Here is a 22,784-nt window from a genome sequence, read left to right on the forward strand (position 1 = left end):
CTCGTCCCATGGTTTCCCTCCTTAATTGAATTATACACGATTTGAGGTAGGGGGATGTCCAAATCTTGGGGACCGGGTTATTCCGCTCTGAGCTCTTTTCCCCGCCCCCGGGTTTAAAAGCCATAAAAGAACATATTTTAAGCGAAGTAGAAAACACCGCGAAATTCCGTCCGCTCCGCATTTTGAAGATCAGCAACCCGCCTTGAGGGGCAGAGGGCGTACAACTATACATCCGTTTCGTGAAGGCTTCGCCTCCCCGAAACGGTGTAAGACTGCATCTGACCTTCCTACGACTCGCTTCGCTCGTCGGGATAGGTCATGAAATCGCAACGCCCTTTTTCCCTCCCCCGGAAGTATTTGTTGAAGATATGGTGCGTAGGATATAAAAGGAATCCTAAAAGGTGTGCCGCCGAAAGCAACGCCAAAGGTGAGCGAAGAAAATACCGCAGCAAAAAACCCACGAGGGGGCTCGTCCGCCCCATCGTGGGTTTTGCGAAACATGTTGGTGTGCAAAGGAAAAGAAAGCCTCTCTTCCCTCATGCTACGATCTCTTCTCTCAGTCGTCCTTCTTCGAAGTGCAGTATCCTGTCGGAGATTCGCTCGGCGAAGGCCCGATCGTGAGTCACGACGATCATGCCCATGCCTTTTTCTTTCAGTCGCCCCATGGTTTGGGCCAGCTTGTCGATGGTCTCCGAATCCAGAGCAGAGGTAGGCTCGTCGAAGCAGAGGATTTCCGGCTCCAGCATGCAAGCCCGTACAATGGCCACGCGCTGTTGTTGCCCGCCGGAGAGATTTTTCGGGTATTTGTCTTTTTCCTCATAGATCTCCAGTTCTTTCATGAGCCGCTCGGCCCTTTCTTCCGCTTCCTTTCGATCGATGCCGTGGTAGAGGGGAGCCAGGAGGATGTTCTCCCACACGGTCATTTTCGGAAACAGGTAGTAGCCCTGAAAGACCATGCCGATTTTCTTCGCGTCGGTGGTGCCCACAGGCATCACTTCGCCGTCGAAGGCGACGGTGCCGGCATCGTAGGTTTCCAGGCCGTTGAGGCAGCGGAGAAAGGTGGTCTTTCCCTGGCCACTTTTGCCTGCAATGGTCACGATCTCATCGGAGGTAAAGGTGAGGTCGATGTCGCTCCAAATGCAGCGATCGCCAAAGCTCTTTTTTAAATTGTCCACGGAAATTTTCATGACGCTTCAATCTTCCTCTCTGCGTGTCTCAAAAGCAAGGTCAACAGACCGACGACGATAAGATAAACCACCCCGACGTAAATATAGGGAAGGATGGACGACATGGTGTTGGAGACGGATTTGGCCGCCTTCAAAATGTCCATGACGCCGAGGATATAGACAAGGGACGTGTCCTTGACCAGGGTAATGACTTCGTTGGAGTAAGCGGGGAAACTTCGCTGGATGACCACGGGAAGGATGACTTTAAAGAAGGTGTAGGGCTTGGAAAGGCCCAGGACCTTTCCCGCTTCCCACTGCCCGGGGTCGATGGATTGAATCCCGCCCCGCAAGATTTCCGCCAAGTAGGCGGTGTAATTGAGCACAAAGGCCAGAAAGATGGAGGTAAACCGGCCCAGGGTAATGCCCGCAGGCAAAAGGGGCAGCCCGAAAAATACGAACATTAATTGAAGGAGCAAGGGCGTCGCCCGCATAATATAAATGTAAATCGCCGCGATCTTCGATATAATGGGGTTACGGGACAAGCGCGCCCAGGCCACCGGGATACAAAGGATGGACGATAATACGATGGTCACGGCAAATACCGACGCCGTCACTTTCATTCCTTCCCCCAACAAGGGGATTAAACGTTCAAGTACTTCCAAAACTGCCTCCTGCTATCTTTTAGTCGGCGAAATACTTGCTGTAAATTTCGTCGTAGGTGCCGTTGTCTTTCAGCGTCTTCAGCGCCTTGTTCAGTGCTTCTTGTAAAGCCACATCGTCTTTGCGCATACCGACGGCAAATTGTTCTTCGCCGAAGTTGTCTTCCAAGACCTTGTAGTTTTCTTCGCCGTTTTGCTTCATGTAGTAGCGGGCCAACACTTCGTCCACGACGATGGCGTCGCAGCGCTTCGCTTCGATGTCTTTAAAGCATTCGTTGTTGGTTGCGTATTCGACCGGCGGCTCGGCCAGTGCCTTAACAAAAGCATCGTCCTTCATGACGGCTTCCAGTGCGGAAGATTCGCCTTGCACGGTGACGCGCTTGCCGGCCAAGTCGGCTTTGGAATTTACGGGAGAATCCTTCAGGGTAATAATGATTTGGCGATTGTCCATGTATGGATCCGAAAAGAGCACTTTCTTTTGACGCTCGGGGGTAATGGAGAAGCCGTTCCACAGGAGGTCTACATTGCCCGATTCAAGTTCCGATTCCTTCACGGTCCAGTCGATGGGTTGGCATTCGATCTTGATGCCCATTTCTTCGGCGGCCTTTTTCGCCAGGTCTACGTCGAAGCCGACGATATTGCCTTTTTCGTCGCGGAAGCCCATGGGAGCGAAGGTGTCGTCCATACCTAAGACGTAGGTCTTGCTCTTGTCGAGTTCTGCTGCGGCTTCCTGTTTTGCATTGCCCGAGTTGTTTGCTGCGTCATTGGCTGCTTTATCCGCCGGCTTCGCGCCGCCGGAACATCCCACAAGCAAAAGCATCATCAGTGCGGTCAGGGTAAAAAGTTTTTTCTTCATGATTGGTTTTTCCTTTCTCTGTTTATCGCTTTACTACGGTAAATCATCATGGACTTATAATACATGCTTTCTGCCCACTTGTAAAGCCCTTTTTTAAAAATATATTGTATAGGCGAATTTTCGCCTGCTCTTTTATGTACACCGTTTCTTTCGTCCGTTGGGAAAGGAGTTTTCATGGATACCCACCACGCGACAAATTACGATCACAATCGCCTGCGCATGCACCTGGTCTTCGGCGGCTTCATCGTCGGCCTGGCCTCGGGCATGATTTCCGTTTTATACCGCTTTACCTTAGGCAAGCTCGACGACGCGCGGATGCTTCTCTACGCGAGCGTCACCCCCTCCCGCATCGCCCTTATGCTCGGGCTGTTTCTCGCCATGGCCGTGGCCATGCACCTTCTACTTAATTGGTCGCCCCTAAGCGGCGGCAGCGGCATCCCCCAAATTCGCGGCGAGCTTTTAGGCAAGGCCGACATCGCCCCGGTGCCCACCCTGATTTCAAAATTCTTCGGCGGCGCCATGGCCGCCTTCTCCGGCCTCACCCTCGGGCGGGAAGGCCCTTCCATTCAATTGGGCGGCACCTTGGCGAAACTCCTCGCCAAAGCCTTCCGCGCATCGGAAATGGAAGAGCGCTACTTCATCACCGCCGGGGCCTCCGCCGGTCTCGCCGCGGCCTTTAACGCCCCCCTGGCCGGCGCCCTCTTCGCCCTGGAAGAGCTCCATAAAAGCTTCTCCCACTACTTCGTCGTGCCTTGCATCGTGGCCTCTGTTGTGGCCAACTGGATCAGCTTCCGCATCCTGGGCATGGAGCCCGCCTTCTCCTTTCCCATGAAAGAAATGCTCCCCGTAGGCATGATCTGGGCCCCCGTCCTCGTGGGCATCGTCGGCGGCATCTTCGGCGCCGTTTTCAACAAAGGCCTGCTCTTTGCGAGCACGCGCATGAAGCGGCTCCCCGTCCCTCGCTACCTCATTATCTTTTTCGCCATGGTCCTCGCCCTTTTGGCCGGCCTCTACAACCCCATCCTCTTAGGCGGCGGCCACGGCCTCATCGAGCATTTGGCCACCACCACCGTCGCCGCCAAGGCCCTTATCGCCTTCTTCGCCATCCGCATGCTCCTCGTCTGGACCGGCTACGGCTCCGGCGCCCAAGGCGGCATCTTCCTCCCCGTGCTCACCCTGGGCGCCCTCATCGGCGCCCTCCTCCACGGCGTCTTCATCGGCACAGACATCTACTACGCCAACTTCCTCTACTTGGGCATGGCCGCCATCCTCTCCTCCGTGGTGCAGGCCCCCCTCCTCTCCATCCTCCTCGTCTCGGAAATGAGCGGTACCATGCTGCAAATGATCTCCGTCACCACCACCGCCATGATCGCCTACATCGTCGCCCAACTCTTGAAGAGCGGCCCCATTTACGAATCCCTCTACGAAAACATGTTTCAAAAAGACATCGGCAAACTCCACGACGACTACACCATGCAATACTTCCTCGTTCCCGGCGACGCCAACTATGTCAACGTCCCCCTGAAAAGCCTCCACATCCCCCATCACCCCATCATCGCCTCCGTGCAGCGGGAAGACATCACCTTCACCCCCAACGCCGACACTACCCTGGAAGGGGGCGACGAACTCCTCGTCCTCTGCGAAGAGCGGCACCTGGAAGCTTTGGCCCAATTTTTCGGAGATGCAGAATGAAACGACTCTTTCCTCTTCTCGCCCTTTTGCTCCTTATAGGCTGCACAAAACAAGCTGCAAATGACGCCGCCACCATCGGCGTCTTCGAGCCCCAACAAGGCCTCTACGGCGAAACGGGCCAAGACACCCGGCGCGGCGTCGAGCTCGCCCACCGCCTGCGCCCCGTGGCCGGCGGCAAAAAAATCGAACTCGCCCTCTACGACACCAAGAGCCAATCCATGGAAGCCGCAAACGGCGTCAGCGTCCTCTCCGACGGCGGCGCCCTGGCCCTGATCGGCACCTTCGGCACCGACAGCATGAACCGCGCCCGCCCCGTCATCAAAGCGGCGAAAATCCCCACCGTCACCGGCTCCACCGCCGCCGACCTGGACAGAGACTACTGGATCACCCCCGTGTGCATGAACGACGACGAACAAGCCCGCGCCATGGCCGCCTTTTCGGCAAACACCCTGGGCCTCAGAGACATCGCCGTCGTCGTGGACGCGGAAACAGGCTACGGCAACGACCTGGCCTACGCCTTCATCCACAGCCTCCCAAGCTACGTGCGCACCTACCGCATCGACTACCACACCGGCGAAACCCGCTTCGCCCGGGAAGTCGCCCGGCTGAAAAAATACCCCGTCGACGGCATCTACTGCCCCGGCGATGCCGCCGCAAGCGCCTACTTCATCCGCGCCGTAAAAGACGCCGGCATCCGCGTCCCCCTTCTGGGCGCCGATCGCTGGGAAAACCCCTCCTTTAAAGAAATCGGCCGAGACGCCGTGGAAGACGCGTACTTCACCGCCCACTACGCCCGCTACGAAACATTCAATCAGGCCTCCGACGCCTTCCTCCTCGCCTACGAAAAAGCATACGACCGCGCCCCCACAAGCTACGCCGCCATGGGCTACGACGCCTACAACCTCATCGCCGACGCCATGAACGACGTGGGCCCCGATCGAGAGGCTATCGCCCGCTACCTCCGCCGCCTCAACACCTTCGACGGCGCCCTGGGCATTAACAAACGCCATACGACGAGAAACGTACCCATTATGCGGCAAAGGGGCAATAAGGCAAATTACGTGACCACTGTGGAAGTGGCATCCTAAGGCCGGCACGCAAAAAGACCACCGACACCCGTCGATGGTCTTTTTTCATGTCAAACAAAGGGACTTAATAGCGCGTATATTCGGCAACCTTCTTTTCGATATAATGAACCACTAAGCGCCCGTTTTCCAGCTCCGGACCCTTGTTGGCCCCTTTGGTGGGGATGCCTTCCAGGCTCACGTAATTGCTTCGTCGCAATTCCAATTCTCCGGTGGAGGGATTCAGGCGTACATTCCTGTACTCGCCTACAAAGTAATCACCGGTTTCTACGACACGACCGGTTTTCCGCACCAAATACGTCCCATTGGGGTTTTTCGAAATACGGAAAGTAGCCTCTACATTGTAAATCGCCCCGGTGCTCGGTTTACGTATATAATCGTGACCGATCCAGCTTCCCACAAAGCCTTCGCCGGGCTTTTGATCGTACTTGCCGAACTCGTCGTACTTAAACTTCAACTGATCGTTGTCCTGGCGAATTTGCACGACCTTGGCCTTCCGGTCCACGGTCTTTTCCTTGGCCACAAACTTGTCCAGGGCCGTGACGCGGGCGCCCTTTAAGTTTTCACCGCGAAGGGCATAGCCGAAGGGATCCTTGTTCAAATACAGATCCCGCTCGCCGCTGCCTTCCACTTCCACGGCATTCCACTTAAACATCTTATTGGTCGCATCTTCACCCATGCTCACCCAATACTTGCCCGTCTGATCCTTCATGTGGAAGGTGCCCTTGCCCGCTTCCACCGTGGTAGGCCGCTCCGTTTCAAAGGCTAAATAGTAGTCCTTGCCGCGAATGGCAATATTTCCTCCGGCAAAAGAATACACCTTATACACCGACTTCGCCGGTACCGTATAGATATACGTATCTTCATCCGGCACCACTTCGGCATTCTTGGGATCCAGGACCCAGGATTCGGAACCGCTCTTCACGGCAACCTTTTGCTTGCCCCTTACAATAAACTGCGTGGGAGTATTCGTCGGCGTCGGATTCGCCCCCTTCATAATCGTGTTCGTGGGGAAGGCATAAGAATAGGCCACCACGATCCGCCCGGACCCGCCGGAAGCCGTCGTCGCAGACTTCGCGACCATGCGGTTCGTGCCCAAGTCGATCACGACTTCCTTTTGATCCAAGCCGATGTAATTCGGGTCATACACCTTCAGGCGCAGCACATTGCCCTCTTGCACGTAATCGTAAATCGCATTGGCATGGCCCACATACCGGCCGCCCATATCCCAGAATTAAGCCAACTGCACCGTGGTGTTCTTCGCCTTCGCCTGATCCACCATGGCCTTTATATTCGCGGCGTAAGTCGAAAGATCCTGCGTATTCCTCTTAACCCGGTCGAAATTCCAACCGATGCCGTTGTTGTTGCGGTTATTAATATGCGTCCGCGTGTTTTGCATGTTTTGATGCAGATTAATCACCGACTGCGCCTTGTAATTGCTTTGCGCTTCCAAATCCCCGATCGCCGAGCGCGCGGGAACGTTGAGATTGTTCACCGGCAAGCGGCCTTCCTTATAAAGGCCCGCCGTCGCCGTAAAGCCATAGCAAGAACCGCTCCAGCCGCCCCGCATGGACCGACGGATTTCCTGGGCGTCCGTCGTATTGAAAAACTTCGCCGCACGCTGCAAGACATCGGAATTAATCTGATAGCCCTTGCCGAAATTCGACGGCTCATTGATGAAATTCCAATTCCAATTGCCGGAAGGCGACGGTGTCGGCGCGGGCTCCGGACCCAAATCGGGATGCAAGTGATTGGCCGAAACCGTCACCACTTCCGCCCGCGTCATGCTACCCTCGGGGCGGAACGTCCCGTCGGGATAGCCTTGAATCAAATTATGTGTCTTCGACGCGCCCACAGCTCCCCGCAGCTCTTCCTTCACGGAATCGTAATCCGCAAACTGACGGGCCGCTTCCGCATCGTCGTCCCACTTTTGAACGACGGCAAAAATCCGCACCGCTTCCTGACGCTCGATCTTTTCACCGGATTTCAGGCTTTGCCCTTCACCCGATCCTAAGTAACCGGCCTGTACGCCCTTCTTTACCTCGGTATAAAACCAATCGTCCTCCTTTACGTCCGAATAATTCACCGTCACTTCCTTGGAAGAAAGCGCCGGATCGTGAAGCTGCGGCGTAAATTCATTGACGATGCGATAATACTCCGCATTGCTCACAGGCGCATCGGGACGAAACGTGCCGTCGGGATACCCCTTCAAATACCCTTCCTTCGCGGCCCACACAATCGTGCGCTCCGCCCAGTGGCCCTTGACATCCTTAAAGCCCTCCGCCCGCACAAGCGTCGGCACCTGAACAAAGACCAGGATCAGAGCCAGAAGGACCGATAGATACCTCTTTTTCACAATAACTCCTTTCTAAAACCATGAAACACCCGCGAAGAGAGAAAATCCCCCGCGAGACACGACGGCGATCAGCCGGGAAATGGTTTTCCATATAGATAACCGACCTCCGCCGCGTCATCTTTAATAATCATAATATTAGAGGTAAGGGGAGTCAATGGGAAAGAGAGGGGATTTTATTGTTTTATCTTTTTCCCTTGCACATTTTATCTTTGCATCCGAAAGATTTGTAAAGAACACTTCGTACAAAAGATTTAGACTGCACTACGCACGAGCGATATTTCTTCTTTGATTTAAATAGATTCTTTTATGGGTCTGAGACCCGGGGAAGGCGAAGCCTTATCGAAACGGGTGTATAGTTGTAATGCCCGTCGGCATATGATTTGTATTGAGCCGCGTCACGGAAGTGGAATTAAGCATTAGGAACAGATTACTTGAAAAAGACAATGCTTGCCCAGCGCACTTTTTTTATAAACACAGCTCCACAGGAATCACATACCCCTCGAATTCGAGGGGTTAATCGAGATATTGTCTGCTCGCGAATACCTGAATGTTCAAGTTTGGTGCAAACTTTCAATCAGATGACTCAATCAGAACCGCCAACTTCGCCGGTGGTTAATTCATGCTGAAGCGCACAAAAAATCGAGCAAGCGAAATGCCTACTCGATTAAGTCCAATTTTATTGAGTCACTCTACTTCACTGCTCATTCTCTCTTTCAAAGTGAATGCGCCACAACTTCTCTATATCACAATATTCAGCGTGTTTATTTGCCGGTGTATTCGTATCTCCCACACGAGTATAGATCTGATGATCCATAACCTTCCGGTATCTTTCTGTTAAGTAAAACGGCACAAATTTTGAACTTTTACAAACGATAACGCCAATGTTTTTATGGCAGTAATATAGGTTCTTAACTTCCACGTCCGGCATATGGCCGCCTGCAAATTTAATTCCCCGAAGAAAATCAAATAGATTGTTGGAGCTCAATTTCTCCTTAATTCCTACGACTTCACCATCATCTGCAACACCAAAGATTAGAAAGGCATCTTTGTTACCCGTGTTATTAGATAAGCACAAAATATCGTGTAGCAGATCACCTTTCTCGTGGTGGAACTCTACCTTAAAATCACAGTAATCCCTTTCTTCTTGATTATTGATTAAGTCGACTATGTCCCTATTCATCGGATCAATTTGTAATTCTTTACACTTTAACTTATCCACGATTTCTTTTAAGCACTTCCGCTCTTCATCTTCCGCCTTGCCGCCTACCACGGAATTTTTCTTATTATTCGTATCGTAAACCGACACAATTGCACTACTATTCGAAAATTTAAATTGCCAGAAAGAGCCATTGTTTTCGCGTTCCACACAATCGCTTATCGCGTAACCCATCTTTTCTAATGAGTCTTTAATGTAATTAATATCAATGCTGATTTTTGCCATGTTCCCCCTCCTCTTATGCTTTAAAACTTTTCAGAACTCCGCGGATATCTCTTTCCGCCTTCACCCCTTTTTTAAATATTCCGTAAAGGACTGCGCGCCGATCTGCCTACGCTTATTCAACATGGCCTGCCAAATAGTGTTTCCCTCGGCCTCCGTGATCAGCCCTCTTTCATAGGCTTCGACCAATAAATCGCCCGTCGTCATATGTTTCAACGAATACTTCTCTACATAATAGGCCACATCCTTCAAATTGTTGCTTCCCAGAATGCCGTCATAAGTTTTCGCCAGAGAAATAGACGCCGCTTCTCCGCGCCCGATGACTTTATTGTCGCCGGAAAAGGTCGTGAGCTCCCTGTACAGGGCGTATTCTTCCGAATCCACGGACAAATACATAATCTCCGCCGAGCCCCTTTCGAGAAGAAGGTCGACGCGCCGCTTCAAATGAGGAATCGTGGGCCGGTCGATCTCATCATACACCGGCTTGGGAATCATGATTTTCCCATCGACAATTTTTTCCAGCAAGCACTCCCCGTGAACCCACAAAAAAGCGCAGATACAATCCGTGTCGAAAAAAATGGAATCAGTCAAGAGGAATCCCTTCCTCTCCCAACTCGCCGAACACAAGATCGTCCCTGAAGGCATCTAAGAGCAGCTCTTCGTACTTCCCCCGGGAAATGCATTCCTGCTCCAACAACTTCTCGGAAAGCGCCAAATAGCGCCCCAGCACCATCCGCTCCTTCTCTTCAGGCGCCGGACGATAAAGGGACGTGTCGTAGCCCAGGCGCGCCGCGATCCCCATGACCCCCGTCTCCATGGCTGACGCTTCCTGCGCCGTCAAGATGCCGTCGCTTACGAGCCGGTACAACATGGCCTTGTGGCTAAGCCCGTAATACTGCTCCAGCCTGATCACGTCCTCGACGCCGAGAAGGTCCTCCTGCCCCTTCGCCCGAATCGCCTCCAAAGACTCACTTAAAGACGCCGGGGGCATCAATAAATAAGACGCAAACTGATCCGCACACTTTTCATTCGCATCCCCCACGCCGATGGCCATGCGGCTCACCTGCGATTCCTTCGCCTCGTCGAAATACAAATGATACAACTCGTGAGCCAACGAAAAGCGCTGCCGCCCCAAAGACATGCGGGAATTCACGGCAATGACTTGGGACGACGCCCCCTTGTAGCAAACCCCGCTGATGTTTTGACCGAGGGGATAAAAAACCAGCGTCAGATCTTCGATGCCCTGAACCAGCTTAAAAAGATCCACCGGCGATTGACCGTCGGCGCCTAAAAGCTTCCTTACCCGATAGGCCTTATTGCTCAAATCAATTCTATCCACGGCGACGCGCCTCCCATATCCTGTCCATTTCAAACTGATTCAGCGCAATCTGATTCACCGCGGCCAAAGCTTCCAGATCCTCCGCAGTGAATCCCTTGGAACGAAACGACATGGCGCAACTTTCGCCGTCGGCATCTTCCGATAAAATAAAATCCGACGAACAGCAAAACAAACGCGCCAACTTCTCGACTACATCCGAAGTGATCTTCCGCTCGCCCTTTTCAATCTTGGAAACCATGCTTTGATCCAAAGACAAATAATCAGCCACCGTCTTTTGATTTAAATTTGCACGCTCACGAAGCGATTTAATCCGCTTGCCTACTTCGACGAAATTCATCATAACTTACCCCTCCTTTAAACTTAGTATAGCAAAGGATTGTCATAAAATAAATTCTTTTTTTATGATTATTATGACAGACGCGTTTACTACCTTCAGAAAACACAAATCAACGCCAGCAACATTTGTCTAACATTTCAGCTCAGCAGAATAAAATAGGAGCTTGGCCTGGCCAAACTCCTAAACTAAGCTATTCTTTATCTTTAGGTTCTACGCCAACCTTACAAAATTGGCGATATTCAATCTGCCTCTCTCCGAGCGGCTCAATGCGATAGTCACCTTTTATAATAGTGAGTTGAGACTCCTTTTCTGGGCATTCCTTTGTACTCTGTCTCTTTGATACAACCGATGTACTTCCTTTCATTAAGACAACCGAATCCCGGTAATGCCCTACAACAATACGATAGCCGCTTTCCTTTCCTGAAATAAATTCATAGCCTCTTTGATTCACAGGATCCAAAGGCGAAAGCTTCATTGTCAAAATAAAAGTCATAAGAAAAATTGTTACTACAGTTAATACATATAACGTTCCCGATATTACCTTCAAAACTTTACTATGCTCGGTGTAAAGGCTTGTTAACTTAAATTTTTTTGTCCCTTCATTCGCATTATTTCGAGCAATCACGAAAAACAATAAGTCATATCCAATAAATGAAAGAATACTAAGAACAAAAGATAAAAGAACACACAATTTACTTTTTCCAAAAAAATAGTCAAAAATGATTAGTGATTCAATCAACACCACAAGCGCGACCGCAAGTGAAAAAAGTAATCTGTCAGAGACATTAAATTCACTTTTCTTTGAAACTTTTTTTACAAAGCAAGGTATAAGCCAAATAAACACAAGGATCAATGCAAAAGGAACCATTGCATCAAAATCAAAAATTCTATCATTATAAAAATATAAACTGGGGACACCATAAAAATGTTCTGCATATATCGCAAATGCTTTATTAGACAAAGATAAAAAAATGCCACTGACCGCCGCTAATAAAGACGCAACTTTAAACAACACATCGAGTATCGTATCTTTAGGTTTTTCTAGATTGCAAATGCATTCGGGTACTTTCCATCGACGTAATAACCTACGCCTTCTCTCCTCTTCTCTCTTTGTCATTTTAAACTACCCCTCCTTAATTCCATTATATATTTTATATAAAATACCCAATGCATTCTCATCTAAAACCTATCTCCGCTTCAATAATCGCATCCCACTCATAAAATCCATTCCGCAACACAGCCCAACAGGAATCAAATGCCTGTAGGCATTTGCACTGCTAAAAGGCGTTTGTGGGTCGAGGGGGATGGGGCCCCGGGGAAGGGCCAGAGGGCGAATCGCAACGCCCTGGGCCCTTCCCCGGGCTTCAAGGCCGTGTAATAGCGTATTTTAAGTGAAATAGAAATCAACACGTCATTCTGTCGGCTATGCTTTCAAACAACAATAAACAATCTATATTGTGCGAAGGAGAAAAAGAAAAATTAATCACCCGCCCATTTCTCCATAAAAGAATAAAAAAGGACCGCAACGGGTCCTTTCAGACTGCAGACAAACTCCGAATAAATCTCGGGGTTTGTCTCTTTTTTATGTTGTCAATCCATTTTCTCCATAAATCAGTAAAAGAAGGGCCGCAGTCTCCCCTCTCCCGATCTCTTCGATCCATCATCAGTGCCAGTTTTTTCATGTTCATGCATGCAAAGGTCAGCACCGCTTTTAGATCCATTTTCTTTCGTCCACGCTGGTTGGTGTAACGTAGGCCATGGTATTCTTTCGCGCTGCCGAATTGCCGTTCGATGGTTTCTTTGCGTTGTTTGTATTCTGCTTTTCCTGGGGTGGTGTAGCGGTAGTCTTCCGCGACGTCCAGGGCGTCTTGCCAGAGGTGGCGAGTAACGATTTTTTGATGGTTTTTGCTGGCGGTGCAACGGTGAAGGGTAGGACAGTTTTTGCAGATTTTTGGATTGCGTTTGTATTCGCGGTATCCTTCACGTGTCGTGGTGCTGTAGGGGAGGATGGTTTCTTCCGGGCAGAGGTAACAGTCGTAGTAGGCGTCGTAGACGAAGTCGCGCTTGTAGTAGGGGTCGTCGAGGGCCGGTTTGTGTTTGGGCCGGGTGTAGGGGAAGACGGGCAGGATGTCTTTTTCAAGGAGGGTTTTGGCGATGGCCGGGGTTTTGTAGCCGGCGTCCATGACGAGTTTTTCCGGTTTTAAAGCTTGGAGTTTGGGGAGGAAGTCGAAGAAGGTGCTGCTGTCGTGGCGGTTGCCGGGAAAGCTTTGACAGGCGAGGATCCAACCGTGTGCGTCGCAGGCGGTTTGGATGGTGTAGGCAAAGACCTCTTTGTGCTCGCCTTTGTGAAAGAGGCCGCTTTCGGGATCGGTGGTGGATTGTGTAATGGTGGTGGTATCGGTGGGCGGATTTTTCGGTGGTTTGAGGTCGTCTTTTCCGTGTGCGTTTCGATCGTCGGCAATTTCTTTTTCAAGCTGTTGTTGGTAGCTTCGCACGTGTTTTTTCACCACGGCTTTTTTGTTTTTGTGGCGATTGGCATGGGCTTTGACGTGGGTGGCATCGACGAATTGGAGGCGTGTGTCGACGAAGCCTTGGTCCATCGCTTGTTGAAGGATGTTGGTGAAGATGGACTCAAAGAGGTCGGTGTCTTGAAAACGCCGACGGTAGTTTTGCCCAAAGGTGGTGAAGTGGGGGATTTTATCGTAGAAGTCAAGTCCCAAGAACCAACGATAGGCCAGGTTGACTTCGACTTCTTTAATGGTTTGGCGCATGCTCCGAATGCCATAAAGGTGTTGGATAAAGACGAGTTTAATGAGAACCACGGGGTCGATGCTGGGCCGGCCGTTGTCTGGGCAGTAAAGGTCTTCAACAAGATCATAGATGAAGTCGAAGTCCACGTAACGATCAATTTTCCGCAAAAGATGATCTGCCGGCACGAGTTGATCCAGAGCGATCATTTGAATTTGTTCTACTTTTTTCTTGTCTTCTTTGTGTAGCATGGCGGCCTCCTTTTTTCTCTATTTTACTATAATTGAGGCGAATGCTGTTTGATGACACAAAAAAGGGAGGGTGAATCGGGTGATTCTCCCTCCCTTTGTCATCACTCTGTCCCCCGGCGTAGCCGGGGGTTTTTCTTTTTCGGCCCAAAGGGCCTGTATTACTAGCTGCACCTGAAGGGCGTCGGTGGTCTGCCCGTGCTAACGTTACTTGGCTACCCCTTGAAGGGGTTCGTCGTGTCGAAGGTTAATTGCTCACTTATTTGATCTTCTTTCAGTTGATTTTGAATGTATTCTTGTATCTTTTTAGCGTTTTTTCCCGCTGTATCAACGTAATACCCTCGACACCAAAACTGCCTTCCCCTATATTTAAATTTCATGTCTCCCCATCGTTCATAGATCATGATGCCGCTTTTCCCTTTCAGAAACCCCATGAATGAAGATACGGAGAGTTTGGGCGGGATCTCTAGTAACATATGAACGTGATCCGGACATACTTCCGCCTCGATAATATTTACGCCTTTCCAGCTACATAACTCGCGTAGAATCGCGCCTATTTCTAAGCGCTTCGATCCATAAAATACTTTTCGCCTGTATTTCGGAGTAAACACTACGTGATACTTACAATTCCATTTTGTGTGTGATAGACTATGGGTGTGATTTAGTGATGTCATTATTCCCTCCTGATTGTGATTGGTTGACAGACCTTTCTTATCATACCATTCTAGGAATAACGGATAATTATCGCTAAAGCTAAACGGAACCCCCGGTCTAACCGGGGGTTTTCTAATGCAAAAAAGATGCCGGCAATGCCGACATCTGCTGTGACCAACTATATGCTATTCTTTTGCCTTCATCATAATCGTCCAAGGCGATTCCGTGATCAAAACGCCGTCCTGATTGACAAGACGCGCTTCGAAGTTCACGATACCTCTTCCCGGTTTGGACGAGTGCTTCACCTCTACCGGCTCCACTTCCAAGTGGACCGTGTCGCCGATACGAAGAGGGCTCTTATAACGAATGGTAAGCTCTAAAAAGGCGATGGTAGTGCCGTCGAATATGCCGAGCATATTGGATAGCCCTGTCATAATCGATGCGCCGAGCATGCCGTGGGCGACCCGCTCTTTAAAGGGTCCGGTTTTGGCAAACTCGTCATTAGTGTGCAATACATTGAAGTCTCCCGAAAGACCGGCAAAGTTTACTACATCCGCCTCTGTAATAGTTCTGCCTTGTGAAACATAAACCTTCCCGATTTCAAATTTTTCTAAATATAATCCTTTAGGTTCGTAATTCATAGTACCTCCTATTCAAACCGGGCGGAGCGTTTTTCGCGGAAAGCCGCCATTCCCTCTATTTGATCCGGCGTGCCGAAGATCGTGGCGTTCATGGCATTTTCGAGGGCGATTCCGCCGTCCAATGTCATATCCAGCCCCCGATCCACCATTTCTTTGGCCATGGCCACCGCGGTCTTTGAGTTTTTTACAATGGATTTTGCAAGCGCCATGGCTCTGTCCATTAAGTCCTCCGGGGCTGCCACTTCGAGAACGAGGCCGAATTCTTTTGCCTTATGAGCGTCGATAGTGTCTCCGGTTAAAAGCATATACATAGCGTTCATTCGCCCGATGAGGCGGGGCAAGCGTTGAGTTCCGGAAAATCCCGGTGTAATGCCGAGGCTTACTTCGGGAAAAGCCATCTTCGCTTTTTCCGATGCGATACGGATATCGCATGCCAGGGCAAATTCTACGCCTCCACCGAAGGCGTAACCGTTAATAACAGCGATGGTGGGGATGCTCATGGTTTCGATGCGGCGGAAAAGATCTTGTCCTTTTTTGGAAAACTTCGCCACTTCCATACCTCGTAAGTTCTCCATCTCTTTCGTATCGGCGCCGGCGATAAAGGCCTTCCCCGCTCCCGTAAAGATAATGGCGCGGACATCTTCTCTCTCGATGCGGTCGACGACCTCTTCGAGAGCCTCCAACATCTCGCTGTTAAGTGCGTTCATCGCTTCCGGTCGATTGAAGATTACGGTGGCGATACGCTCTTCTATTTTAAAATCGATCATGCAAATCGCTCCTTAAGATTCATTAGATTATCTTCAAAAATAGAAAGGTCCATGGTCTTAACATCGTCCGCCACGACGGGATCAAATTCCATTTGATCGATAATATCCTTTTGAATATCCACGCCCGGCGCGGCTTCCGTAATGACGAGACCTTTTTCCGAGGGCTTCATGACGCAGCGATCGGTAATGAAAGTCACGTTTTGTCCGTTTTCCAATCCATAATCGGCACTGTAAGTGATTTGGTCCAGAGACTTTAAGAATTTCTTACGCTTACCTTCCTGCTCGATAATAAGCTTTCCGTCTTCTATCCTTTCTTTCAAACCGCCGGCCGTAAGGGTACCGCAGAAATAAATATTTTCAGTGGATTGGGAGATATCGATAAAACCGCCGCAACCGGCTATACGATCGCCGAATTTGCTGACATTAATATCTCCCTTACTGTTGACTTCGGCAAAGCCCAAGAATGCACAATCCAGTCCGCCGCCATTATAGAAGTCGAATTGCTGATTCATGGGAAGGCCTATCATGGCATTAACCGCCGACCCGAAGTTGGCGCCTCCTAAAGGAATGCCGCCGATCATGCCGTCTTCCAGGGTAAGGATAATCTCGTCGCCGAAGCCTTCTTCATTGGCGACGGTTCCTACTACCTCGGGAATACCGATGCCCAGGTTAACTACATCTCCCGGACGGAGCTCCATGGCGGCGCGCCGGGCGATAGCCTTACGTTCATTTAGAGGATAGCTCGCACTCTGTTCCATAATGACACGACTTTGCCCGGCGATGGCCGGATCGTAAAAGTTTGCCGGCGTTTGACGATGTTTCGTTTCCGGTTGTTCGCTCAATACGACGTAATCGACAAAGATGCCGGGGATAATGACGTCGTTGCGATTAACGGATTTGGAATCGGCCAAATATTTTACCTGAACGATAACCTTTCCGCCGCTCGCCTTTGCCGCCATGGCGATTTCCCGCGCATCGACGACCGAGGACTCTTCTTCGAAGGTGATATTGCCCTGCTCATCGGCGGTGGTGCCGCGAATAACAGCTACATCGATTTTCGGTGCTTTGTAATAAAGGAATTCTTCATCTCCCACTTCGAGAAGCTCGACTAAGTCTTCTTTCGCTGCGGAGTTGATTTTTCCGCCTTCCAGACGAGGATCGCAGAAAGTTTTCAGACCCACTTTTGTAATGTCGCCGTTAAAGCCGGAGGCGATGTTGCGATACATTTTCGACACCACCCCTTGGGGAAAGTTATACGCTTCGACTTCATTGGCATTGGTCTGATCGATAAGCCGCTGATTATTGGCAAAGTGGCCGGTGATATAGCGCTTAATCATGCCGGGATGGGAGATTTCGTAAATCCCCTCGTCCCTATTATTGCCGATGCCCGCCGCTTGAAGAACCGTCAGGTTTTTCGGGCTTCCCTCTTCTAAAAAGCGTTCGCCTATAGCGGTTAAAATCTCGGAAGGCGTCGTTTGGAGAAGAAATCCCGATACGATCAGACCGTCCCCGTCACGTATCAGTTCAGCCGCTTGTTTTGCATTAATACGTTTCATTGTACATCCTTTCCATTTACGCAAGATTTAAAGAATACCCATAAGGCCCAGGCAGAGAGCCGTGATCAAACCGCAGAGCGGTACGATACAGGTGGCAATAAAGATGCCCGGGTATCCTTCCTTAAACGAAAGTCCCGCTACCATTAAGAAAGTTACATTGGGGCCTGCGTGGGGCAGAGAGTCTAAAACGCCGGCCGCGATGGCGCAGACGCGGTGTAACAGTTGAGGCTCGATGCCCATGCTTAAGAAGTTTTGACTCATGGTGTCCATAAAAATCGTAATCCCCGCAGCAGACGAGCCCGTAATCCCCGCAATAATATTGACCGCGAGAGCCGCCGAAATGAGAGGATTAAACGCGAGGCTTGTGGCGAAGTTTACGAAAGCTTGAAAAGCGGGTACGAGACGAATGGCTCCTCCGAAACCGACGACGGACGATGTATTCATAAGAGCGTTGATGGAGCCTTCACTGGCCATACGGATCGATGTCTTGGGATCTTCGAGACGTTTATAGAAAAGAAGATAGGTGACGACGGCGCCCGCTAAGAGAGCGATAACGACAGAATAAATAGGGTCGATGTCGATGCCTGCAAAGCGTACACCTAAAATCGTGCCGACAATGACAATAATGGGGATAATGGATAAGCCGAAGGAAGGTAAATTTTCCATTTGTTCAGCAGAAATACCTATTTGCTTGTCTTTTTCTCCCAGTTCAAACTTTTCGCCGTTGGACTTTAACTTCTTAATATAAGCATTAAATATAATAACGCCTACGGTAAACATAACGATGGACGCGCCGATGCCTACGAGAGGTGCGGCGGTCGTCGTCGTGCCCAGATATTTCGTAGGAATAATGTTCGTAAGCGCCGGAGAGCCGGGAAGAGCCGTCATCGTAAAGGAACCTGCACCCAGTAAAATTGCTCCGGGGATAACGCGCTTCGGTATATCCGCCTCCTGAAAGAGAATGAGCGCAATGGGATAAATCGAAAAGACTATGACGAATACGGAAACACCGCCGTACGATAAGATAACCGACGATAAGACGACGATTAAAAAAGCGTGTTTCGCGCCGAAAGTATCCGTAAGCTTTTTAGCTATGGCGCTGGCCGCGCCGGATTTCGATAAAAGCTCCCCTACCAATGAGCCCAGTAAAAACATAATGAGATAACTTGCAATAAATCCGGTCATGGCGGGAGCGTATCCTTCCATAAAACCGGGCCAAATGTCGAAACGGTTGGTAATAAAAATAACTAGTGCTGCAAATAAGGACACCGGCAATGCGTGAAAGCCTTTAAAGACTAAAACGATAAGCACAGCCAATGCGAGTAGTAAACCAATAACTCCCATTTTGCACTCCTTTCACATATAAAACGAAAGCATAGATTCTGACGACGAAGCTTTAAAAATGACTTTTTTATAACAAGCAATGTAAAAAATTAGCCCTTTATTTTTTTGGCATTTTTTACTCATCCTGTCTTTCATTTTTAAATAATTTATACTTCGTTCTGAAAATATCTTATCAAGCTATGCTCGTTATTAAAAAGACATAAATGTAATCATTTTCATAACCTAAGGTTATCGTATAATGATAGCTAAGGAGGACTTATGATCGATCTACAGAAACTCACTTATTTTATCGCCGTCGTCGAAAACAATTTTAATATTACCAAGGCGGCGCAGGAGCTGTTCATTTCCCAACCGGCCCTGAGTAATGCCATTCGCTCTATGGAAAAAGAAGAAGGGGTGGCACTCTTTATAAAAAACAAGGGACGCTACACGGAGCTTACCCCGGGCGGCCGTTATTTGTATGAAGAAGGCAAGCTACTTTTGCGTCGCCACGAAAAAACGATGGGTCAACTCCATCGCATAGGAAATCATTTTACGCGTACCGTTAATATTGCGGCACCCCCTTTCTTGCTGCGCAGCTATCTTTCGACTATTTTATTTTCCCTTAAGGAGCACTTTCCAAAGATAGAATTTATTTTTTCAGAAACAGATCAGGAAGACTTAAAAGAGGGTCTGCTGAATCAAAAAATCGATTTGGGCCTTATGACCGAACCGACAGATTATAATAATGTGGGAATTTCTAAGATTCCCGTGGATCATTCCAAGTTTGCCGCCATTCTCTCTAAAAACCACCCCCTCGCTTACAAAGAGTTCTTAGACTGGGAAGACATCGCCCACTATCCTCTTTCCGTGCCGAGCAATAAGTACTCCACTTATTATTTAATACAAAACGCACTTCATTCCAGAGGTCTCGAGGCCCACGTGGCCCTTGCAGGGTCCGTATGGGACTTTCAGGTAACCACTCTCATCGGCACCGATTACATCAGCCTTATGCCCGAACGCATTCGCAGCTACTTTACAAAAGAAATGGTCGAAAATTTAATCATGGTACCCGTGCGGGAATCCATCGAGTGGACGGTGGTATGTTGCGAAAATATTGCCGTGGAAAATCCGCCTATTATTAAAGAAATTCGTAAGTTCATCATCGACACAATTCGATCTATGGAAGAATAAAAAAAGGACCGCAACGGGTCCTTTTTTATTCTTGCTCTTCCTCTTCTTTCTTCCTAATCTCATCCACAAACTTCTTCCCTCGCCACACAAGTAAAATTACCAAGAATGCGGTTATGGCCAGCACGGCGGCGTTCATCTGTTTCACTTTCTTGGAGACAGTCGTTTTCTTATCCCCGTCAGCAGCACCGGCAGCAGGAGCATTCGCGGCGGCCGCGCCCTCCTCTTTTTCCACCAGTTCGCAATTCACCAGTAGCCGTTGGCGGCGCGGGGGGCGCATGGGGTTGCAGGTGAGGAGGGTCAACAGTTTTCGCCCTTCGATGGGGGCAAGCTTTTCCACTTCCCAAGGCTCGATGACTTCCTGATTATACACCTTGTACTCCAGGGCCTTGTCCTTCCACTCCACAAACACGGAGTCCCCCTCGGCGAGCTCGTCCAGGTAGATGAAAAACGTGGATTGGTAATAGCCCCGGTGCCCGGCGATCACCGGCCTCAGCCCCGGCGACAGCCCGGGCATGTCCGTGCCCATAATGTGGGCCACGCCCTTGGCCAGATTCACCTTGGACGCATCCATAAAAATCGGCTGATACAGATCCAGCTTGGGAATCCGCAAATAGGCGAAAATCCCCTCCGGATCGTCGATAAAAGACTCCGCCGCCACGTAATCGTCTGTGGCGAAGGGATCCACCGCCGCCACCTCCCCGGCCAGCTCCTCATTGTACTTTTCCATGGCCGGCGCCACTTTCTCGTAAGTCGCATCCGCCGAGGCCATATAGGCCCGGTACTTCGCCTTTTCCAGCAAAATCCCCTTAGACAAACTGCCGAAGCCGTACAGGGGCAGCAGAATCCCCAATAAAATGAGCACATGGCCCATTATCCGCATGGTCTTTTTACTCATCCTTCTTATCCTTCTTCTTCTTTAAACCGTAAAGCGCATTGACCCGCGCCCGCTTGTCGCGATACTGCTTCCATTGATACAGATAAATCGCGAGGAGCACGCCGAGCACAGGCAGAGCAAAGAGGAGCGCATCTTTGAAACTCATGTCAACAAAAGGCAAGCCGCGATTCGTTTCTTCCACAGGCGGCGTGTAGGGAATCCGGTGCCCCCGCACCAAAAGCCGGTGGGAATTAATCATGTAAGGCGTGCAGGTGAGGAGGGTGGTGTAATCCTTCCCCTCTTCCACCAAAATCGGATCAAAATTCGACGGCTCCACCGTCATAATCCGGTCCACCTTGTAGGCCAACACCGTTTGAATGTTGTGGACGTAAAACACGTCCCCTTCCTTCAGCTTGTCCAGCTCGCGAAACATCTTCGCCTTGGGAAGCCCCCGGTGGGCCGTTAACACCGCGTGGGTGGAGGTTCCGCCCACGGGCAAACTCGTGCCCTCCAAGTGGCCGCAGCCCTTGTCCAAAACCTCCATGCTCGTGCCCGCATAAATGGGCAGATTCACGTCGATCTTCGGAATCTCCACAAAACCGATCTTCTCCGCCACCTCGAGCATCCGCGCGTAGGCGGCGATCCCTTCCTTTTCCTTTTCCGTGTACGGGTCCCCGAGCTTCGAGGGATCCAGCGTTTGGTTGTAGGCCCGGGCAAGCTCCATGCGCCGCAGGATTTCTACATCGTCCAGCTTCTTGGCCCCCTCCTGAAACTCCTCGATCTCCTTATTCGCGTCGATGCGATAATAATAATTCGAGATCATGGGATACATCATCAGGAGAAAACCCAGGACGAAAATCACCGCGAAAGGCCAAGTCTTTCTCTTATTCGTCTTTGCCATCCCCGGCCCCCTCGTCGTCCTTGCCCATTACCTTTTCAAAAGCCTTCAGATCCGCCTCCAGCAGCTTCAGCTTCTTTTGGTACTTCCACGAACCGTAGGCCAACAAGAGAATCAAGAGCACCACGGCGATAAAGGCATACTTATACAACAAATCCTTCCGATTGTCCGCCACAAACTGATCGTCCACGGCCTTGTCGTAAGGCACCCGGTGCCCCCGCACCAAAAGCCGGTGGGTGTTAATGCCGATGGGCGTGCAGGTTAAAAGGGTGGCGTAATCGTGGCCCGGCACGATCAACAAATCCTCGAAATTCGACGGCTCAATCACCTTGATCTGATCCACCTCATAAGCCAGCGTCTCGGCAATGTTGTGGATGTAAAAGCGATCCCCCTTCTTCAGATCCTTAATATCCGTAAAAAGCTTCGCCGTGGGCAGGCCCGAGTGGGCCGTGATGACCGTGTGGGTGGAATTGCCCCCGATGGGAAGGCTCGTCCCCTCCAAATGGCCCGCCGAGGTCTGCAACACCTCCTCCGACGTGCCCGCCCGAATGGGAATGTCCAAGTCGATGGTGGGAATCTGAATGTGGCCGATCTGCTCGTGCACCTCAAGCATCCGGGCATAGGCCGCCCGGCCCCGCGCGTGCCGCGCCTTGGAATAGGGATCCTCCATGTTTTGATTCACCAGAGAATCATTAAAATCCCGCGCCAAAGCCATGCGCTTTTTGATTTCCGCATCCGTGAGCTCTGCCTTCCCCGATTCGAAGGCCGACACCTCTTGGGTGGACTGCACCCGGTAATAAAGGCGGGAGACCTGGGGATACATTAAAATCAAAAAACCCAACACAAAAACAAACTTAAAAAACCAATTACTCTGCTTCTTCTTTGCCATGGACCCGATGTCCTTTCTTTAAAAAACCACTATGTAAAGAAATCCTCTACCCAGAAAGAAGATA

Annotated in this window: 22 protein-coding genes; 3 read left to right on the forward strand and 19 right to left on the reverse strand. The window is 50.3% G+C overall.

The window, feature by feature from the left end; all coding sequences use genetic code 11:
- Nucleotides 1-536: 536 nt before the first annotated feature.
- The 3 genes from OCV31_RS01000 to OCV31_RS01010 are packed head-to-tail and all read right to left on the reverse strand — an operon-like array spanning nt 537 to nt 2,681.
- Entirely contained in the window at nt 537-1,187 is a 651-nt protein-coding gene (locus OCV31_RS01000) for an amino acid ABC transporter ATP-binding protein (RefSeq protein ID WP_148471757.1), read from the reverse strand.
- A complete protein-coding gene (locus tag OCV31_RS01005; protein WP_108832176.1) occupies nt 1,184-1,828 on the reverse strand; it encodes an amino acid ABC transporter permease in 645 nt (214 codons plus the stop codon). The genes OCV31_RS01000 and OCV31_RS01005 overlap by 4 nt, the downstream gene beginning before the upstream one ends.
- A gap of 19 nt (nt 1,829-1,847) precedes the next feature.
- The gene (locus tag OCV31_RS01010; protein WP_148471759.1) at nt 1,848-2,681 is read right to left on the reverse strand and encodes an amino acid ABC transporter substrate-binding protein; all 834 of its coding nucleotides are present in this window, start codon (nt 2,679-2,681) and stop codon (nt 1,848-1,850) included.
- A gap of 174 nt (nt 2,682-2,855) precedes the next feature.
- Between OCV31_RS01010 and OCV31_RS01015 the strand changes: the two genes are divergently transcribed.
- Together OCV31_RS01015 and OCV31_RS01020 are read left to right on the forward strand one after the other, a co-directional pair.
- Nucleotides 2,856-4,373: a ClC family H(+)/Cl(-) exchange transporter gene (locus OCV31_RS01015; protein ID WP_148471761.1), complete on the forward strand. Its 1,518-nt coding sequence runs from the start codon at nt 2,856-2,858 to the stop codon at nt 4,371-4,373.
- Nucleotides 4,370-5,461, forward strand: coding sequence for an ABC transporter substrate-binding protein (locus OCV31_RS01020; RefSeq protein WP_148471763.1), 1,092 nt, complete (start codon nt 4,370-4,372; stop codon nt 5,459-5,461). Before OCV31_RS01015 ends, OCV31_RS01020 begins: the two co-directional genes overlap by 4 nt.
- A gap of 64 nt (nt 5,462-5,525) precedes the next feature.
- Here the strand turns inward: OCV31_RS01020 and OCV31_RS01025 are convergent, their stop codons facing one another.
- From OCV31_RS01025 to OCV31_RS01085, 13 genes are all read right to left on the reverse strand, one after another.
- A complete protein-coding gene (locus OCV31_RS01025) occupies nt 5,526-6,683 on the reverse strand; it encodes a hypothetical protein (RefSeq protein WP_267303725.1) in 1,158 nt (385 codons plus the stop codon).
- A 9-nt stretch (nt 6,684-6,692) separates the two neighbouring features.
- A complete protein-coding gene (locus OCV31_RS01030; protein ID WP_148471768.1) occupies nt 6,693-7,814 on the reverse strand; it encodes an S-layer homology domain-containing protein in 1,122 nt (373 codons plus the stop codon).
- A 694-nt stretch (nt 7,815-8,508) separates the two neighbouring features.
- On the reverse strand, nt 8,509-9,255 hold the full coding sequence (locus tag OCV31_RS01035) for an AlbA family DNA-binding domain-containing protein (protein ID WP_148471770.1): 747 nt from the start codon (nt 9,253-9,255) through the stop codon (nt 8,509-8,511).
- A 60-nt stretch (nt 9,256-9,315) separates the two neighbouring features.
- A complete protein-coding gene (locus OCV31_RS01040) occupies nt 9,316-9,843 on the reverse strand; it encodes a hypothetical protein (RefSeq protein WP_148471772.1) in 528 nt (175 codons plus the stop codon).
- Nucleotides 9,836-10,591: an ImmA/IrrE family metallo-endopeptidase gene (locus OCV31_RS01045; protein ID WP_267303726.1), complete on the reverse strand. Its 756-nt coding sequence runs from the start codon at nt 10,589-10,591 to the stop codon at nt 9,836-9,838. The genes OCV31_RS01040 and OCV31_RS01045 overlap by 8 nt, the downstream gene beginning before the upstream one ends.
- Entirely contained in the window at nt 10,584-10,931 is a 348-nt protein-coding gene (locus OCV31_RS01050; protein ID WP_148471774.1) for a helix-turn-helix domain-containing protein, read from the reverse strand. The genes OCV31_RS01045 and OCV31_RS01050 overlap by 8 nt, the downstream gene beginning before the upstream one ends.
- Nucleotides 10,932-11,118: 187 nt before the next feature.
- Complete coding sequence (locus OCV31_RS01055; protein WP_148471776.1) at nt 11,119-12,045, reverse strand: hypothetical protein; 927 nt, start codon at nt 12,043-12,045, stop codon at nt 11,119-11,121.
- Between the two features lie 418 nt (nt 12,046-12,463).
- Nucleotides 12,464-13,927, reverse strand: a complete 1,464-nt coding sequence (locus OCV31_RS01060) for an IS1182 family transposase (protein WP_394800624.1) — start codon at nt 13,925-13,927, stop codon at nt 12,464-12,466.
- Between the two features lie 212 nt (nt 13,928-14,139).
- Nucleotides 14,140-14,598 (reverse strand): IS200/IS605 family transposase, encoded by a 459-nt coding sequence (tnpA, locus tag OCV31_RS01065; RefSeq protein WP_148471778.1) that lies wholly within the window; start codon nt 14,596-14,598, stop codon nt 14,140-14,142.
- Between the two features lie 165 nt (nt 14,599-14,763).
- Nucleotides 14,764-15,219 carry a MaoC/PaaZ C-terminal domain-containing protein gene (locus OCV31_RS01070; protein ID WP_148471780.1) on the reverse strand — a complete coding sequence of 152 codons (456 nt, stop codon included), beginning with the start codon at nt 15,217-15,219 and terminating at the stop codon, nt 14,764-14,766.
- Between the two features lie 8 nt (nt 15,220-15,227).
- On the reverse strand, nt 15,228-15,986 hold the full coding sequence (locus tag OCV31_RS01075) for an enoyl-CoA hydratase/isomerase family protein (protein WP_148471782.1): 759 nt from the start codon (nt 15,984-15,986) through the stop codon (nt 15,228-15,230).
- Entirely contained in the window at nt 15,983-17,542 is a 1,560-nt protein-coding gene (locus OCV31_RS01080) for an acyl CoA:acetate/3-ketoacid CoA transferase (protein ID WP_148471785.1), read from the reverse strand. Before OCV31_RS01080 ends, OCV31_RS01075 begins: the two co-directional genes overlap by 4 nt.
- A 27-nt stretch (nt 17,543-17,569) precedes the next feature.
- Nucleotides 17,570-18,886, reverse strand: a complete 1,317-nt coding sequence (locus tag OCV31_RS01085) for a GntP family permease (protein WP_148471787.1) — start codon at nt 18,884-18,886, stop codon at nt 17,570-17,572.
- A gap of 258 nt (nt 18,887-19,144) precedes the next feature.
- Between OCV31_RS01085 and OCV31_RS01090 the strand changes: the two genes are divergently transcribed.
- On the forward strand, nt 19,145-20,059 hold the full coding sequence (locus OCV31_RS01090) for a LysR family transcriptional regulator (protein WP_148471789.1): 915 nt from the start codon (nt 19,145-19,147) through the stop codon (nt 20,057-20,059).
- A gap of 25 nt (nt 20,060-20,084) precedes the next feature.
- On the opposite strand, the gene OCV31_RS01095 is transcribed toward OCV31_RS01090, so the two are convergent.
- Genes OCV31_RS01095 through OCV31_RS01105 form a run of 3 tightly spaced genes read right to left on the reverse strand, consistent with a single transcriptional unit; the run spans nt 20,085 to nt 22,720 of the window.
- Nucleotides 20,085-20,954 (reverse strand): class C sortase, encoded by an 870-nt coding sequence (locus tag OCV31_RS01095; RefSeq protein ID WP_148471791.1) that lies wholly within the window; start codon nt 20,952-20,954, stop codon nt 20,085-20,087.
- Complete coding sequence (locus OCV31_RS01100) at nt 20,947-21,834, reverse strand: class C sortase (RefSeq protein WP_148471793.1); 888 nt, start codon at nt 21,832-21,834, stop codon at nt 20,947-20,949. Before OCV31_RS01100 ends, OCV31_RS01095 begins: the two co-directional genes overlap by 8 nt.
- The gene (locus tag OCV31_RS01105) at nt 21,818-22,720 is read right to left on the reverse strand and encodes a class C sortase (RefSeq protein ID WP_148471795.1); all 903 of its coding nucleotides are present in this window, start codon (nt 22,718-22,720) and stop codon (nt 21,818-21,820) included. The genes OCV31_RS01100 and OCV31_RS01105 overlap by 17 nt, the downstream gene beginning before the upstream one ends.
- Between the last annotated feature and the right edge of the window lie 64 nt (nt 22,721-22,784).

This window comes from Aedoeadaptatus acetigenes, assembly GCF_025566985.1.
Taxonomy (GTDB): Bacteria; Bacillota; Clostridia; order Tissierellales; family Peptoniphilaceae; genus Aedoeadaptatus; species Aedoeadaptatus acetigenes.

Bases quoted from the DNA above. Each gene is read 5' to 3' on its own strand.
- OCV31_RS01000 (WP_148471757.1), bottom strand. From the start codon at position 1,187: ATGAAAATTTCCGTGGACAATTTAAAAAAGAGCTTTGGCGATCGCTGC.
- OCV31_RS01010 (WP_148471759.1), bottom strand. From the start codon at position 2,681: ATGAAGAAAAAACTTTTTACCCTGACCGCACTGATGATGCTTTTGCTT.
- OCV31_RS01015 (WP_148471761.1), top strand. From the start codon at position 2,856: ATGGATACCCACCACGCGACAAATTACGATCACAATCGCCTGCGCATG.
- OCV31_RS01020 (WP_148471763.1), top strand. From the start codon at position 4,370: ATGAAACGACTCTTTCCTCTTCTCGCCCTTTTGCTCCTTATAGGCTGC.
- OCV31_RS01025 (WP_267303725.1), bottom strand. From the start codon at position 6,683: ATGGGCGGCCGGTATGTGGGCCATGCCAATGCGATTTACGATTACGTG.
- OCV31_RS01035 (WP_148471770.1), bottom strand. From the start codon at position 9,255: ATGGCAAAAATCAGCATTGATATTAATTACATTAAAGACTCATTAGAA.
- OCV31_RS01050 (WP_148471774.1), bottom strand. From the start codon at position 10,931: ATGATGAATTTCGTCGAAGTAGGCAAGCGGATTAAATCGCTTCGTGAG.
- OCV31_RS01055 (WP_148471776.1), bottom strand. From the start codon at position 12,045: ATGACAAAGAGAGAAGAGGAGAGAAGGCGTAGGTTATTACGTCGATGG.
- OCV31_RS01060 (WP_394800624.1), bottom strand. From the start codon at position 13,927: ATGCTACACAAAGAAGACAAGAAAAAAGTAGAACAAATTCAAATGATC.
- tnpA (WP_148471778.1), bottom strand. From the start codon at position 14,598: ATGACATCACTAAATCACACCCATAGTCTATCACACACAAAATGGAAT.
- OCV31_RS01070 (WP_148471780.1), bottom strand. From the start codon at position 15,219: ATGAATTACGAACCTAAAGGATTATATTTAGAAAAATTTGAAATCGGG.
- OCV31_RS01075 (WP_148471782.1), bottom strand. From the start codon at position 15,986: ATGATCGATTTTAAAATAGAAGAGCGTATCGCCACCGTAATCTTCAAT.
- OCV31_RS01080 (WP_148471785.1), bottom strand. From the start codon at position 17,542: ATGAAACGTATTAATGCAAAACAAGCGGCTGAACTGATACGTGACGGG.
- OCV31_RS01085 (WP_148471787.1), bottom strand. From the start codon at position 18,886: ATGGGAGTTATTGGTTTACTACTCGCATTGGCTGTGCTTATCGTTTTA.
- OCV31_RS01090 (WP_148471789.1), top strand. From the start codon at position 19,145: ATGATCGATCTACAGAAACTCACTTATTTTATCGCCGTCGTCGAAAAC.
- OCV31_RS01095 (WP_148471791.1), bottom strand. From the start codon at position 20,954: ATGAGTAAAAAGACCATGCGGATAATGGGCCATGTGCTCATTTTATTG.
- OCV31_RS01100 (WP_148471793.1), bottom strand. From the start codon at position 21,834: ATGGCAAAGACGAATAAGAGAAAGACTTGGCCTTTCGCGGTGATTTTC.
- OCV31_RS01105 (WP_148471795.1), bottom strand. From the start codon at position 22,720: ATGGCAAAGAAGAAGCAGAGTAATTGGTTTTTTAAGTTTGTTTTTGTG.